12 protein-coding genes are annotated in these 14,942 nt (G+C 39.2%); 10 read left to right on the top strand and 2 right to left on the bottom strand.

Features of this window, described 5'->3' with window-relative positions; genetic code table 11:
* Nucleotides 1-6 precede the first annotated feature (6 nt).
* Nucleotides 7-834, top strand: a complete 828-nt coding sequence (locus tag AC3WR0_RS17705) for a YihY/virulence factor BrkB family protein (RefSeq protein ID WP_492553545.1) — start codon at nt 7-9, stop codon at nt 832-834.
* A gap of 278 nt (nt 835-1,112) precedes the next feature.
* Here AC3WR0_RS17705 and AC3WR0_RS17700 read toward each other — a convergent pair whose 3' ends face one another.
* Together AC3WR0_RS17700 and AC3WR0_RS17695 are read right to left on the bottom strand one after the other, a co-directional pair.
* Nucleotides 1,113-3,029 carry a heavy metal translocating P-type ATPase gene (locus AC3WR0_RS17700; RefSeq protein WP_492553544.1) on the bottom strand — a complete coding sequence of 639 codons (1,917 nt, stop codon included), beginning with the start codon at nt 3,027-3,029 and terminating at the stop codon, nt 1,113-1,115.
* Between the two features lie 241 nt (nt 3,030-3,270).
* The gene (locus tag AC3WR0_RS17695) at nt 3,271-4,443 is read right to left on the bottom strand and encodes an MFS transporter (RefSeq protein WP_492553543.1); all 1,173 of its coding nucleotides are present in this window, start codon (nt 4,441-4,443) and stop codon (nt 3,271-3,273) included.
* Nucleotides 4,444-4,648: 205 nt separating this feature from the next.
* Between AC3WR0_RS17695 and AC3WR0_RS17690 the strand changes: the two genes are divergently transcribed.
* From AC3WR0_RS17690 to pdaA, 9 genes are all read left to right on the top strand, one after another.
* Nucleotides 4,649-5,032 (top strand): OsmC family protein, encoded by a 384-nt coding sequence (locus tag AC3WR0_RS17690; RefSeq protein WP_492553542.1) that lies wholly within the window; start codon nt 4,649-4,651, stop codon nt 5,030-5,032.
* An 87-nt stretch (nt 5,033-5,119) separates the two neighbouring features.
* Nucleotides 5,120-6,178 (top strand): calcium/proton exchanger, encoded by a 1,059-nt coding sequence (gene cax, locus AC3WR0_RS17685; protein ID WP_492553541.1) that lies wholly within the window; start codon nt 5,120-5,122, stop codon nt 6,176-6,178.
* Between the two features lie 454 nt (nt 6,179-6,632).
* Entirely contained in the window at nt 6,633-7,454 is an 822-nt protein-coding gene (locus AC3WR0_RS17680) for a YfkD family protein (RefSeq protein ID WP_492553540.1), read from the top strand.
* A gap of 169 nt (nt 7,455-7,623) precedes the next feature.
* A complete protein-coding gene (locus tag AC3WR0_RS17675; protein ID WP_492553539.1) occupies nt 7,624-8,403 on the top strand; it encodes a hypothetical protein in 780 nt (259 codons plus the stop codon).
* 139 nt (nt 8,404-8,542) lie between these two features.
* Nucleotides 8,543-10,225: a gamma-glutamyltransferase gene (gene ggt / locus AC3WR0_RS17670; protein WP_492553538.1), complete on the top strand. Its 1,683-nt coding sequence runs from the start codon at nt 8,543-8,545 to the stop codon at nt 10,223-10,225.
* Nucleotides 10,226-10,322: 97 nt separating this feature from the next.
* The gene (locus AC3WR0_RS17665; RefSeq protein ID WP_492553537.1) at nt 10,323-10,508 is read left to right on the top strand and encodes an SE1561 family protein; all 186 of its coding nucleotides are present in this window, start codon (nt 10,323-10,325) and stop codon (nt 10,506-10,508) included.
* Between the two features lie 220 nt (nt 10,509-10,728).
* Entirely contained in the window at nt 10,729-12,276 is a 1,548-nt protein-coding gene (locus AC3WR0_RS17660) for a fumarate hydratase (RefSeq protein ID WP_492553536.1), read from the top strand.
* Between the two features lie 969 nt (nt 12,277-13,245).
* Complete coding sequence (locus AC3WR0_RS17655) at nt 13,246-14,046, top strand: nuclease-related domain-containing protein (RefSeq protein WP_492553563.1); 801 nt, start codon at nt 13,246-13,248, stop codon at nt 14,044-14,046.
* Nucleotides 14,047-14,125: 79 nt separating this feature from the next.
* Nucleotides 14,126-14,884, top strand: a complete 759-nt coding sequence (gene pdaA / locus AC3WR0_RS17650; protein WP_492553562.1) for a delta-lactam-biosynthetic de-N-acetylase — start codon at nt 14,126-14,128, stop codon at nt 14,882-14,884.
* The last annotated feature ends 58 nt before the right edge of the window (nt 14,885-14,942 follow it).

Raw genomic sequence — 14,942 nt, 5'->3', positions numbered from 1 at the left:
AGGGAAATGATAGGTAGATTTAAACCTTTACTTAAAAAGCTCTGGGAGAGAATCCAAGGTGATGATCTGCCAGGATTATCCGCACAATTGGCCTATTTTTTCCTGCTTTCTCTTTTCCCGCTGCTAATTTTCCTTTTCACCCTTTTGCCTTTTCTTCCTATTCCACACGAAAACATTATGGGCATTATAAAGGGCATCGCACCAAAAGAAGCACTTGCGCTGATTAACAAAAATTTAAAGACAATTATGAACAATCATAGCGGAGGACTATTATCCTTCGGTATTATTGGTACCATTTGGTCTGCGTCAAATGGAATTAACGCTCTGGTTAGAGCTTTTAATAAGTCATACGATGTCAAAGAAAGCCGTTCATTTATCGTTGCGAGGGGAATGTCCATTCTTTTAACATTTGGGATGGTTTTTGTATTCCTTATTGCACTTCTTCTTCCAGTCTTAGGTAAAGGAATTGGGCTATTCTTATTCTCTTATCTCGGATTGACCAAGCAGTTTTTGACAATATGGGGAGCGCTTCGCTGGCTGGTTAGTGCTCTTATCTTATTTGTCGTTTTTACTTGCCTCTACTGGATTGCGCCAAACATCAAGATGCGCTGTAAAAGTGCCATTCCTGGGGCAGTTTTTGCAACATTGGGATGGATTATAACTTCGCTTGGGTTTTCCCTATATGTAGGGCATTTTGCGAACTATACGAACACTTATGGAAATATTGGAGCTATTATTGTTCTTATGACCTGGCTGTATTTATCAGCTTTTATAATTATAATCGGCGGAGAAATCAATGCGTTTTACGCTGACCGGCATAAAAAAAATTGTTAAATACCCCTTTACTTTCCTTCATGAATCAGTGGCGATTGTAAAAACTATAGGCAGGGATTGTTTGGAGAGGCAAACACCCTGTCTATTTTTGTTGATATAAAAACATTTTCGGGAGGGTTCACAATGACTAAATCGAAAAAGGATGGAAACACAAAGCAAAAAGGAAAAGGAAGCCCTAAACAGAAAACCTCCGGCTCAGCAAACGGTTCGAACGGGTATCATTAAAAAGATGAAAATAAAAAACAGGCTGGGATGGATCCCAGCCTGTTTTGATTTTCTTATCTTAACAGCCTGAGACTGTTAAGAATAACTAGTATAGTGCTGCCCTCATGTCCTATAACTCCATAAGGGAGGTCAAGGATTTGAAAGAAATTCGAGCAAATTAGAAGGGCAATAACAGCAATGGAGAAAACAACATTTTGTTTTATGATCCGGTTCATTCTTCTTGATAAACTGATGGCTTCTGAAATCCGTGGGAGGTCGTTCTTCATAAGTACTACGTCTGCTGTTTCTAAGGCAACATCGGTTCCTTCTCCCATCGCTATCCCTACGTTAGCTGTAGCAAGGGCAGGTGCATCATTAATTCCGTCACCAACCATTGCCACTGTTTGAAACTCTTCCTTCAGGTTCTTAACATGATTAACCTTTTCCTCAGGAAGGCAATTCGCAAAGAATCGGTCTACATGGCTTTCAGCAGCAATCGCTTTTGCTGTTGTTTCGCTGTCACCTGTAATCATAACGGTGTAGATTCCTTGTGTTTTTAAAATATCAATGGCAGCCTTTGTTTCATCCCGAACAATATCTTTTAGGGCAATCATCGCCCCAAGCTGCTCGTTTATCTGGACAAAAACAAGCGTATTGCCTTGGCTGGCCAGTTGTTTTGAAATACCTCCTGCAAAGCTTTCAGCAGCTTCTTTACCGACAAACTCAGCTTTGCCAATTTTCCATTCCTCGCCATTTAGACTTGCTTTCAGACCCCATCCAGGCACATCTTCAATATTTTCAGGATCTAAGAGGCTTTCACCTAATTCCGTCTTTGCATATTGGACAATAGCATGGGCCAACGGATGATTCGAATGGTTTTCGATTGAACCTATTTTTAGGAGGATATCCTTCTTATTTAAGCCTTCCCTTACAATTAAATCATTTACTTCAGGTTTTCCTTTAGTCAATGTTCCTGTTTTATCGAACGCAATTGCTTTTAAATGGCTTAAATTTTCAAGATGGACGCCTCCCTTGAAAAGAATTCCATGCCTTGCACCATTTGAAATGGCAGATAGGGTTGCAGGCATAATGGATGCAACGAGGGCGCAGGGAGATGCAACAACCAGCAGGACCATTGCGCGATAAAGGGATTCGTTCCAGCTCCAGCCTAAAATGAAATGGGGGAGAAACATCATTACAAACACAAATGCCAGAACCACTTTCACGTATGTTCCTTCAAAACGTTCTATAAAAAGCTGAGAAGGAGACTTTTCACTCTGGGCATTTTGCACGAGCTCAATAATTTTATGAAAAAGTGTATCAGTACTTTCCTTGGTTATTTCAATGTTAATGGAACCAGTTAAATTGACCGTACCAGCAAATACATTGTCTTCATCACTTTTTGAAACGGGGATTGATTCCCCAGTTATAGCAGCTTCATCAATATTTGTACGTCCTTTTTGAATCCTGCCGTCTGACGGGATCCTTTCACCAGGCTTAACAAGTATGATATCACCGACTTTAAGATCTGCAACCGGCACAAGTCTTTCTTCCCCGCCTGAAATCAAAAGTGCTTCTTCCGGCTCCAATTCCATTAGTGACGATATCTCTTTATTGCTTTTATTCATTGTGTAAGTTTCTAATGCACCACTTAGTGCAAAAATAAAGATTAATATGGCGCCTTCAGTCCAATATCCAATAATGGCAGAACCTATAGCGGCCAGAACCATTAACATTTCTACGTTTAATTCTTTATTTTCAATGGTTTCCTCGATACCTTCCTTTGCCTTGGCAAAGCCGCCAATTACAAAGGCAAGCAAATAAGCAATAATGGATTCTGCCCGGTAATCGCCCTTATCGAGCAAATAACCTACTGCTATTAAAATCCCGCTTATTACTGCCGCAATCAATTCGGCATGGGGCTTAATTTTATCAAGGAAGCCTTCAGGAGCCGTTTTCTTTTTCTCTACTGCTTTTGCTTCGCTGCCCATTATATACCCTCCCGTATTCAAACGTTTTTTTCTTGGAAATTTTTAATTGAGAAAAATAATCAGAATCAATCCCCTTATAAAAAGACGAAAGCTGCCATCCGAGGATGACAGCGAATATTCATTGGCTAACAGTTTTTATTTACTTAATCCTATTTTATCATACTGTTTAAATAAAAAGAAGAAACAAGCTCCATATATTGGATAGAAAAATTGATAATTTAATCCCTTTTTTCCGCAACAATCAATGTATGTCACTAACCTCTGTCCGTCGATTACCAAAAGTGAGTAGAATAAGGGCAATGGCAAATAGAAGTGTACTAATAACCATAAAAAAGCTTATATTCTCGAACCATTGAATAATAAAACCACCTATAATTGGACCGCTCAGACTTCCAAAACTAAAAAAGATACCGCACATTAGGTTGCCGGTTGGCAAGAGATTTTTAGGAGTTAAATCGGTCATGTAACCGATTCCTAATGAAAAAGTCGATCCTACCATCATACCTGCTGCCAAAATGGCAATAACCAGACATATGAAGGATGTTTCAACAAAGCTTGCCCCTGTAAATGTTAGGAAACCGGCAAATAGAACAATGATTAATACATTTCTCCGGCCATATTTATCACTCAGCATGCCCAGAGGAAGCTGGGTAATCAGGGTTCCAATAGAAAAGGAAGTTAATATTACGGATACATTCGAAACATCAAGTCCCTTTCTTAAAGCGTATACCGGGAAGCTTCCGTTAAGGGAGGATTCCAAAAAACCATAAACAAATGGAGGAAGAAAAGCCAGCCAAGCGTACTTCCATGCGGTCGAAAAACGCTTCATGGTTTCAATAAACGAGTTTACCCCGACAGCTTCAATAGGAAGTTCATTACCTATGGTGAAAATAAAAATCCATGCTGCAAGGCACAGGACTGCCGACACTATGAATGGAAGGGAGGGATTAATATCAACCAATGGTGTCATTAATGGTCCCGCTGCAAAACCAATGCTAAAAAAAAGACCATACAGTGCAATGCTTCGCCCTCTTTTTTGTTCATCAGAAGATGAAGTTATCCAAGTTTGAGTGGCGAAGTGGAGAGCGTGATCACCAATCCCGATAAATAGGCGAAGGATAAACCAAAACCAAAAGGATTGCCATAAAGGGAAAAGCAACAGGCTGACGATAACGGTTCCGCCGCCAAAGGCGATAACAGGCTTGTAGCCAAATTTACGCAATGGAATTTCCATAAATGGTGAAATAAGAAGAATCCCAATATATAAGGAGGTTGCATTAAAACCATTAAGGGAAGATGAGACACCCTTATGCTCGAAAATAACAGCTATTAGTGGAAGCAGCATGCCTTGAGTAAAACCAGAAATCGAAACAATGATGACTAATATCCAAAAACGAAATCGATTCAAATTCATTTAAACAGTCCTTGACTTTCTATTGAAAATTTTAACTAATTTTTATAATACAACAATTTATTGAAAAATAGGTTAATTAGGTGCATAAAAACTAAAATTACCATAAGAGGAAATAGAAATAGGAAAATTTGACCTTATTGTTTTCAAAGTTTAAAGAAATAGTGTATTCTCCTATTCAGGATAAACATTAAAATGAGGTGAGAAAATGGAGTTTAAAATGAAAGAGGGGGGTTTTTATTCCGAATTTCCCTATGGAAGACTAGATGTCTCAGGAAATGAAGAATATGGCTTTCGTCCTTATCAGTTAATGGTTTCATCAGTTGCTGTTTGCAGCGGCGGGGTTTTAAGAAAGATTCTCGAAAAAATGAGAATTGAATTTGAAGATATACATATTACAGGCGAAGCCGAAAGAAATAAGGAAAAAGCAGACAGAATTGAAAAAATCTCTTTGCATTTTCGAATAAAAGGAAAAGATCTAAATGAAAGCAAAATTGAAAAGGCAATGGAGCTGACCAAGAAAAACTGTTCCATGGTTCAATCAGTAATAGGTAGTATTGTTGTGGAAGAAACCTTCGAAATTATCGAATGATTAAGGGGAAGAATAATAATAATTAGTTATTTATTAGGATTGCAAGGTTATAAAGGAAGTGAAAACTAAGAAAGAGAGGATAACGCCATGACAAATAAAATATTTATGATCCTGACATTTATCGGTGTACCGGTATCTGTAATAGGATCGCTAATGCACTGGCCAAATATTTTAATGTTTATTATTTATTGCTTAACAATAGTTTCATTGTCCAGCTTTATGGGCAGAGCAACAGAAAGTTTGGCAATAGTTGCAGGTCCAAGAATAGGCGGACTTCTAAATGCTACGTTCGGAAATGCCGTAGAGTTAATCATATCAATGTTTGCTTTAAAAGCAGGGATGGTTGGAGTAGTGCTGGCCTCCATTACTGGTTCTGTATTAGGTAATTTGCTTCTTGTAGCGGGATTATCATTTTTTGTAGGTGGGCTAAAGTTTAAACGGCAGGAATTCAACGTTTATGATGCACGGCATAATTCCGGTCTTTTAATGTTTGCAGTATTAATAGCATTCGTTATCCCGGAAGTATTTTCGTTGCGTATGGAAAAACATGAAACATTGACTCTTAGTGTAGGAGTTTCGATTATCTTAATTGCCCTATACCTGGCAATGCTCTTTTTCAAGCTTGTTACACATCGAGGCGTTTACCAGCATGAAAGAGAAACTGAAGGCCACGACGAGGAAGAACCGGAATGGAGCAAAGGTAAAGCGGTCGGTGTATTAGCCCTTGCTACAGTTGCTGTTGCTTATATTTCCGAAAATTTGGTTCATACCTTTGAAACAGTGGCACACTCTTTTGGCTGGACCGAGTTGTTTATCGGGGTTATCATTGTAGCGATCGTTGGAAATGCAGCCGAACATGCTTCAGCTGTTTTAATGGCTTTTAAAAATAAAATGGACGTAGCAGTTGAGATTGCAATTGGTTCCACCCTACAGGTGGCAATGTTTGTAGCTCCTGTCCTAGTACTGGTTTCCTTGCTTTTTAATAATTCTATGTCGTTAATATTCAGCTGGGCTGAATTAGTTGCCATGGCTTCATCCGTGCTGCTGATGGTCGTTATTTCGAACGATGGTGAGTCCAATTGGTTTGAAGGACTGACACTAATAGCTGCTTACGTTATTATGGGAATTGGATTTTATCTCTTATAAAAGTAAAAAGCCTCTGCACCGAAATGGCACAGAGGCTTTATATTGTTTTATTTCATTTTAATGTTCAATCATAAGTATATTTATTCTATCCGATAAGGGTTAAAAATCAATCGCTTGCTCTTATTTTCTCGGAACGATCACCAACTTTCATGTTTTTTTAGGTAAATGAACACAATGTTGACTTTTCATAAAAGACCGAGATCCCAACCTCCTTAATAAAATCAGTAGCGAATTGATCACTGCCCTCCTTTTTGTAAGGTTAAGGAAATTATAATATATAAAATAAGTTTTGTAAATGTTCTGACTTTTACAATTATATTACGTTTATATTAATAGTGAAGATATTAAAAATTACTTTGAAAAATAATTTAAATGGATAATAAATCGAATCTCCGAAAACACTAAAGGCAGACATTATTTGTATGCAAACAGGTGAGAAAGGAGTTTTGTTAAGGTGAGAAACAAGAAATTAATCCTCTTGGCACTGTTTTTTATGCTTTCATCCATAACGCCTGTGTATGCTGAAAAGGGGCAGGGGAGCAACAGTATAAAAGCAGAACCATCCAAGTATCAGGTCCCTGGTTCCGTATTAAGTATAACTAAGGATAATACCTATCCCAATCCTACTCAGGATATCCCTTTATTACAGCCGAGTGAACTTACCAAAAAGCTTATCGATTCCTCAAGGATTAAAATTGAAAACCCGGATTTAATCAGGACGCTAAATGAATCATCAATCAACAGCACTCCCTTTGCATTAGGGTACCGTGCTATCATCTATTTGGGCCAGTTTCCCCTCAATTATCAGTCGTCTGAAACTGCTCCAAACTGGGAGTATCAAAAAATAAATACAAACTACTTTGATAATCGGGGTACAGAAACACCTTATAAGATTCATTATGTACAGGAGTCGCAAAAGGTCGTTAATGGAGGTTTAACAGCCAAAATACCGAATGCCGAAGAAGTTAAAAAAATGATGATGGTAAAGGCAGCTGAGAAAACAAGACTTCCGCTCGCTTTCGAGACTGTTATCGGGGCAGGAACAAAGAAAGATCATGTATATCATATTCCACCCAAAAGACTTGGATATTTATATGCCTTTGCACCTGCATTAAATGAAAAAGGAAAAGTCACATATGGGGAAGTTTATATAATGCTAAAAGGTTATAAAAAGTTCCTAGTCATTAAAAACGTAACATCGCAGGGAATCGGTGCATGGATTCCTATCCAGGATCATGTATCCTTTAGTTTTACGGCCACAGACAGACCAAGATAATATGAGTAAGGCAATAGCTCCCGGAGAATTTCCCGGGGGTTTTTTATTTGATTAAAAGTTAAACACCCATAGATTTTGTATAAATGGGGGCTCTCGTGTTTACCTTCCCTATGAAACGGGAAAAGAAGAACAAGCCTAACAAATATAATCAAATCGAGGAGGATTTACGATGAACCAGACATACAGTAGCAGTAATGAAAGTGAAAAGAATAGCAAGCTTTTAAAAGGTGTTGTAATTGGCGGTTTAGTCGGGGGCGTTATTTCCCTTCTTGATTCTTCTACACGCAGCACGGTAAAAGAAACAGCATTGGGATTAAAATCAACATCGAAGAATTTACTCAACGAAGTAAAAGAAAATCCTGGCGAAGTGAAAGAACAGATGGTTTCTCAATTTAAGGAAGCATCAAATATTCTAAAGGATGCGATTACTGACGCACAAAGTTTATACGAGCGCCTGAATAATGATATCTTTGGCAAAATGGGTGATGTAAAAGAAATTACCAATTCTGCTATGAGTACAGCGAAAGACGTTACTGGAGACCTTAAACAAATCGGTTCCAAGGTTGCCGATGCTGGAAGTGAGTTAAAGGCAGTTGTTCCTGCAAGCGGATCTGTGTCCAGCTCTTCATCCTATAGCTCAACAGACATGGGAACTGGAACAATTGAAAAGTCTTCAGGTCCAGATAGTTTAACTCTGGAAGCAGGCTTAGGAACTGAGGACCTTACTTCAGGTACATTATCTGACTCAAGTTCAGATAGTACCTCATATGGATTAGGGAATTCAGTAAATTCTACAATGGCAACAAGTGGAGATGCCACATCATCACTTGACTCTGATTCTTCTGGAACTTTCTCCAGCAAGGACAAATCAGGCGGCCTTGGAAAAAATAACAGCAAAGGCAAGCACACTTTAGGCGGTCAGGAAACTCCTAACCACGATAAATTGTAATAAATGAATAAAAGCAAAGCTGGTCCTTCGGGGCTGGCTTTTTTTGTTCATTTTGTTCTGGTAATAAACTCTTGTTTAACAAGCAAGCAGAAAAGGGAAGAGGCTTATATAGACATAGTTAGCCATAGGAGGTAATGAGATGATGAATAATAAAAAATTTAAAATAACCCGTTCAAATAAATGTGATATGGAAAGAGAAACAGCAATAGGAAAAAAGGGAATGGTGGCTACAGCCCACCCACTTGCAACTGAAATTGGCCATAACGTTTTAAAGGAAGGAGGCAATGCTATTGATGCCGCCGTGGCCATACAATTTGCCTTAAATGTTGTAGAACCGATGATGACCGGCATAGGGGGAAGTGGGTTTCTAATGGTTTATGACAGTCACTCAAAAACAACCAAGATATTTGACGGTCATTCAGAGGCGCCTAAAGCCGCACATTCAAAAATGTTTTTAGATGATAAAGGGGAAGTTATCCCTTTTAAAAAGCGTTCTACCCATGCAACGGCTGTAGGGATACCTGGGATTTTAAAAGCAATGGATGCAGCATTAAATGAATATGGGACAAGAAGCCTCGCGGAAATGATCGAACCAGCAGCGGCTGCGGCTGAAAAAGGAATACCGATGAATTGGGTTCTCATGGACGCTCTCAAATTATTTGAATACAGGCTAGGTACCCATGGAAGAGAATTGTTTTTCCCAGAAGGAAAGGGTTATAAGGAAGGGGATACTCTAATAAAGGAACAGCTTGCGAAAACTTTTAGAATCCTGCAAAAGGAGGGAATTTCAGCCTTTTACGAAGGTGAAATTGCTGAAGCCATTATAAAAACATTAAAGGACTTGGGCGGCTTCATGACAATGGAGGATTTAAAAAATTATCAAATTACTCATGATGAACCAGTGTGGGGAGAATACAGGGGTTATAAAATTGCCTCATCCGCTCCGCCAACTGCAGGGGGGACAAGCCTTTTATATATTTTAAAACTTCTGGAAAACTTCAATCTTGAGAAATACGGCACGCGTTCATGGGAAAAGTATTATTTATTTACTGAGGCGATGCGGATTGCTTTTAGCGACAAGATCGCTTTTTTAGCAGACCCCCGTTTTAATGATATTCCTGTCGATGGGCTTTTAAGAGATGAGTACATTAATGAACGTAGAAAACTGATTAATTTTGAAAGCAGGAATAACCATGTTGATTTCGGGAATCCATGGAAGCATGAAGGAAAAGATCCTTTGAAGGTTGTTCGGCAGCCCGATGACATGGAGAAAAGCGAAACGACTCACTTTACTGTTGTTGATCAATGGGGCAATATTGCTGCCTGTACCTCTACCGTTGAACACCCTTTTGGCTCGGGCATCATGGTGCCAGGCTATGGGGTATTTTTAAATAATGAATTAACAGATTTTGATCCGATTCCTGGGGGTGTAAATGAACCTGGCCCAGGTAAACGGCCAGTCAGCTGCAAAACTCCTACAATTCTATTCAAGGACGGCAAACCGGTCCTTACACTTGGGTCCCCTGGGGGCCCAACAATAATCGCCTCTGTGTTTGAAACCATTATTAATGTAATTGACTTTAAAATGGACCTAAAGGAGGCAATTGAAGAGCCGAGAATTTTTGCAACTCCAGGGCCACTTATTTCATGGGAAGCGGGAATGGACATGAGAGCAAAAGGGGAGCTTGAATCAAGGGGCTATGAATTTGGCGAGAACCCCCATGTCATAGGAAATGTACAGGCAATCCAAATAAGTCCAGAAGGTTTGTATGGTGCTGCAGATTCAAGCCGGGAAGGAACCGCACTTGGACTTGATGAGTAGTTTTTGGGGGATACTTTTAAAATAAGCTGAAACCATTGCGGATTTTGCCATTTTCCATTAGGATGGAGAAAGTATTCGTTTAAAAGGAGAGATTAGCTTGGGCAGCCAACTTAACGATAAAAACAAACAGGTGGACTTCCTTAAACAAAGACTTAATATGTTCCTGGATGTTCTGGATGCTATTGAACCTGAAGACACAGAGCTTGATGATATCGACAGATTAATTGATATGGTGGATGAAATGGAATCCAAAATAAAGGAATTCAATCATCGGGATTTATAATTAGGAGAACACGCCCAAAAACGGGCGTGTTTTTTTATGGGGAATTTCCCTGTCAAATTTCCCCGGAAATAGTCTGGTTATGCAGGAGGAGCTGTAATCGTTTGCAAGCTTGGTCTTTAATTCCTACCTCGATAGGAGTATAATAGTAACGGTTAAAAATAATTGCAAATATTCTTAATAGACTTCTTACACAAAGGGATTCGGGAGAGGGGTAAAAAGAATGAATTTAGAAAAATTCCAGGAAAGCATGTACCAGCTTATCGTTGAAACTTCCACAAGGCTTCCTAAGGATGTCCGGCGCGCAATCCAGGCGGCAAAAGCAAGAGAAAATGCAGGAACACGTGCAGCAATGAGCCTTGCGACAATTACTAATAATATTAAAATGGCGGACGATCAGGTATCTCCCATTTGCCAGGATACAGGTCTTCCCACTTTTAAAATTAAAACCCCAGTTGGAGCTAATCAAATTGTTATGAAAAAAGCAATTTATGCTGCAATTGCCCAGGCAACTAAGGATGGGAAGCTTCGCCCTAACTCGGTTGATTCTCTGACTGGCGAAAATAGCGGTGACAATCTTGGCGGGGGAACACCTGTCATTAAATTTGAGCAATGGGAAAATGATTATATTGACGCACGCCTCATTTTAAAGGGAGGCGGCTGTGAAAATAAAAATATTCAGTACAGCCTTCCATGCGAGTTAGATAGTCTTGGCCGTGCAGGACGTGACCTGGACGGTATCCGTAAATGTATCCTGCACTCTGTTTACCAAGCTCAAGGCCAGGGCTGCAGCGCTGGATTTATCGGAGTTGGTATTGGCGGCGACCGTTCCAGTGGATACGATTTAGCAAAGGAACAGCTTTTCCGTTCAGTGGAAGATGTTAATCAAAATGCAGAACTTCGTAAACTCGAAGAGTATATTATGGATAATGCAAATGAACTTGGAATCGGTACAATGGGCTTTGGTGGGGAAACCACTCTTCTTGGATGTAAGGTTGGGGTCATGAACCGCATACCTGCCAGCTTCTTTGTATCTGTTGCGTATAACTGCTGGGCATTCCGCCGTCTCGGCGTAAGCGTAAATCCAGAATCCGGAGAAATTTTGGATTGGATGTACAATGAAGGAGAAAACATTGATTTCGCTCAAACAGAAGCAGAAAAAGAAACAGCTGCTGCGTCATCAGGTGAAGGTGTCATCCAGCTCCAAGCACCAATTACTGAAGAGCAGGTACGTTCATTAAAAGTTGGTGACGTTGTCCAAATTAATGGAATGATGTACACAGGACGCGACGCTATCCATAAATATTTAACAGATCACGATGCCCCGGTAGATTTAAACGGTCAGGTTATCTATCACTGCGGACCGGTCATGCTTAAGGATGAAGAAGGTCAATGGCATGTAAAAGCAGCTGGACCAACAACAAGTATTCGCGAGGAGCCTTATCAGGGCGACATTATGAAGAAGTTCGGCATTCGTGTTGTTATGGGTAAAGGCGGTATGGGACCTAAAACTTTAGCGGCTCTTCAGGAGCATGGCGGAGTTTACTTAAACGCTATCGGCGGCGCCGCTCAATATTATGCAGACTGCATCAAATCAGTTGAAGGTGTCGACCTCATGCAATTTGGTATCCCAGAAGCCATGTGGCACTTACGCGTAGAAGGTTTCACAGCAGTTGTTACCATGGACGCTCATGGAAACAGCCTTCATGCTGACGTAGACAAGAACTCACTCGAAAAACTAGCTCAATTCAAAGAACCAGTATTTAAATAATAATTTGATGGGGCCAGCCGTGGGGCTGGCCCTTTTTAAATGGGGGGCCGGCTAGGGCCGGTCCCTTTTCACCTTGGAAAAGACTTTTTGTAGAATTCTCCTTCATTTTTGTAGAACGGAGAAGCAAAAATGTAGAACGGTTCCTTAATAATGTAGAATAGGCCAGCGTATTGTAGATAGGAATTACACTTGTAGAAAGCCCCTTTAATTTTGTAGAACGGTTCCTTAATAATGTAGAATAGGCCACAGAGATTGTAGATAGGAGTTACATTTGTAGAAAGTAATCTCAATTTTGTAGAACAGGGAATCAAAAATGTAGAACGGTGCCTTAATAATTTAGAATAGGCCTCCACAATTGTAGATAGGAATTACATTTGTAGAAAGCCTCTTTGATTTTGTAGAACGGAGAAGCAAAAATATAGAACGGTTCCTTAATATTGTAGAATAGGCTGCCACAATTGTAGATAGGAATTACATTTGTAGAAAGCATCTTTAATTTTGTAGAACAGAGAATCAAAAATGTAGAACGGTTCCTTAATATTGTAGAATAGGCCACCACAATTGTAGATTGGACAAGCATTTGTAGAAAGCCCCTTCAATTTTGAGAACTGAGAAACAAAAATGTAGAACGGTTCCTTAGTTTTGTAGAATAGGCATCCACAATTGTAGATAGGAATTACATTTGTAGAAGCCTTCTTCATTTTTGTAAAATTGTTGAGCCAATTTAAAATAAATTTTAAAAAGAAGAAGGAATTGAAAAAATTAAAAAGAAAAAGTTATTATCTTATAAAAAAGGAGTGCTAATTTGTTTATAAAAGAAGTTTCCCCACCGAAAATAATTTATCTTCTGGAAATTTTACTCCGAAGACTCCCCAAATCTCATCCCAAAAGACAATTTGTTGAAGATAATCTTTCACGAAGGCGAGCAGGCTATAAAGGGGAACAAAACTTAGTCTTTTACCTCGACCAATCACCCATAAATCAATTCCTCGTTTTTCACAATCTCGTCTAAAAGTTGAAAACCAATCCTTTCAAATCGATTTTTTGCTGCTTTCAAATAATTATGCAATTATAATAGAAGTTAAAAACTTAGCAGGTGAATTATACTTTGATAAAGACTTCAGACAGCTAATCAGAACTCTTAATGGAAAAACTGAATGTTTTGCTGACCCGCTCGCTCAGGTTGATCGTCAGAGGGAGCTCTTGATTAAATGGCTCGCAAATCATAAATTACCGCCAATCTCCTTAGAAAAATTGGTAGTAATCAGCAATTTGCAAACTATAATTAGATCCTCTCAAGGTTATAAGGAAGTTTATGAAACAGTATGTAAAGCTGATCAAATATTACATAAAGTTAAACTTTTAGATCAAAAGCAGACTCAAAGTGGTATTGACCAAAAGGGTTTGGAAAAAATTAAAAGATTCCTACTGACAAAACAAATTTCAGATGTCAAATTCATAAGAAATCAATTTGATATTGATGAATCGGATCTAATTTCTGGTGTCCTCTGCCCAAATTGTGAGTATCAAGTAATGCAGTATAAATCAAAGTCCTGGTTATGCAATATGTGCGGTTATAAAGATAAAAAAGCTTATATTGAGGCAATAAAAGAGTATTTTCTTTTGTTCAAACCACAAATTAACAATAAAGAACTTCGTGGATTTTTAGGAGTTCCCTCATCTAGAACCGCTACATATATCCTTTCTCAAATGAATTTACCTCACACAGGCTATAATCTTGGCCGCACCTATTTCCCTCCTCCCTTATAATCCCAATTATGTTTCCCTCCGTTTTTTCAAAGAATAAGAAAAAAGGGGGATTATGATGAAAAAGCTTTTGAGTATATTTATGCTTATGATGTTATTCCCGACAATTGCTTTTGGGCAGGTTTCGAATACGCCAATCCATTGGGGTTTTAAGAAGGGTGCGAACGAGCAGCAGGCAGATGCAGGAGCGGCCTATGACCAGCTGTTGGCGAAATACGGAGCTGTTTATAAAGGAAATGCGACCGATAAGATACTTTATCTTACCTTCGATAATGGATATGAGAATGGCTATACCGAGAAGGTCTTAAATGTGTTGAAAAAGGAAAAGGTTCCAGCAACGTTTTTCGTTACGGGCCATTATCTGCAGACTGCTCCGGACCTCGTAAAACGGATGGCAAAAGAGGGACATATTGTCGGCAATCATTCATGGTTCCATCCGGACCTCACGACAGAAAATGACGCCGAGATAAAAGAGGAACTTGAAATGGTGCGGGCAAAGACGGAAGAGATTACCGGCAAGAAGAAAATGCATTATTTAAGGCCGCCAAGAGGAATTTTAAGCGAGCGTACATTGAAGGTTTCGAAGGATATAGGCTATACCCATGTGATGTGGTCACTGGCATTTGTGGATTGGAATGTTAACCAACAGAAGGGCTGGCAGTACTCCTATGACAATATTATGAAGCAGGTACACCCGGGTGCAGTCATATTGCTTCACACCGTATCAAAAGATAACGCAGATGCACTTCAAAAGGTTATAAAGGATCTAAAGAAGCAGGGCTATAATTTTAAAAGTATTGACAGTTTGGTAAAATCAAATAAGAAACAGGCCGGATCCTAATAGGAATCCGGTTTTTAACATGCTATAATACGGGAAAATGCGTTAAAGGATGGGTTTT

Source organism: Neobacillus sp. FW104-15D2, assembly GCF_058790155.1.
This window is presented reverse-complemented; position numbering and strand designations above follow the sequence as displayed.

Bases quoted from the DNA above. Each gene is read 5' to 3' on its own strand.
- AC3WR0_RS17690 (WP_492553542.1), top strand. From the start codon at position 4,649: ATGGAGTTTAAAATGAAAGAGGGGGGTTTTTATTCCGAATTTCCCTAT.
- ggt (WP_492553538.1), top strand. From the start codon at position 8,543: ATGATGAATAATAAAAAATTTAAAATAACCCGTTCAAATAAATGTGAT.
- AC3WR0_RS17705 (WP_492553545.1), top strand. From the start codon at position 7: ATGATAGGTAGATTTAAACCTTTACTTAAAAAGCTCTGGGAGAGAATC.
- pdaA (WP_492553562.1), top strand. From the start codon at position 14,126: ATGCTTATGATGTTATTCCCGACAATTGCTTTTGGGCAGGTTTCGAAT.
- AC3WR0_RS17660 (WP_492553536.1), top strand. From the start codon at position 10,729: ATGAATTTAGAAAAATTCCAGGAAAGCATGTACCAGCTTATCGTTGAA.
- AC3WR0_RS17695 (WP_492553543.1), bottom strand. From the start codon at position 4,443: ATGAATTTGAATCGATTTCGTTTTTGGATATTAGTCATCATTGTTTCG.
- AC3WR0_RS17675 (WP_492553539.1), top strand. From the start codon at position 7,624: ATGAACCAGACATACAGTAGCAGTAATGAAAGTGAAAAGAATAGCAAG.
- cax (WP_492553541.1), top strand. From the start codon at position 5,120: ATGACAAATAAAATATTTATGATCCTGACATTTATCGGTGTACCGGTA.
- AC3WR0_RS17700 (WP_492553544.1), bottom strand. From the start codon at position 3,029: ATGGGCAGCGAAGCAAAAGCAGTAGAGAAAAAGAAAACGGCTCCTGAA.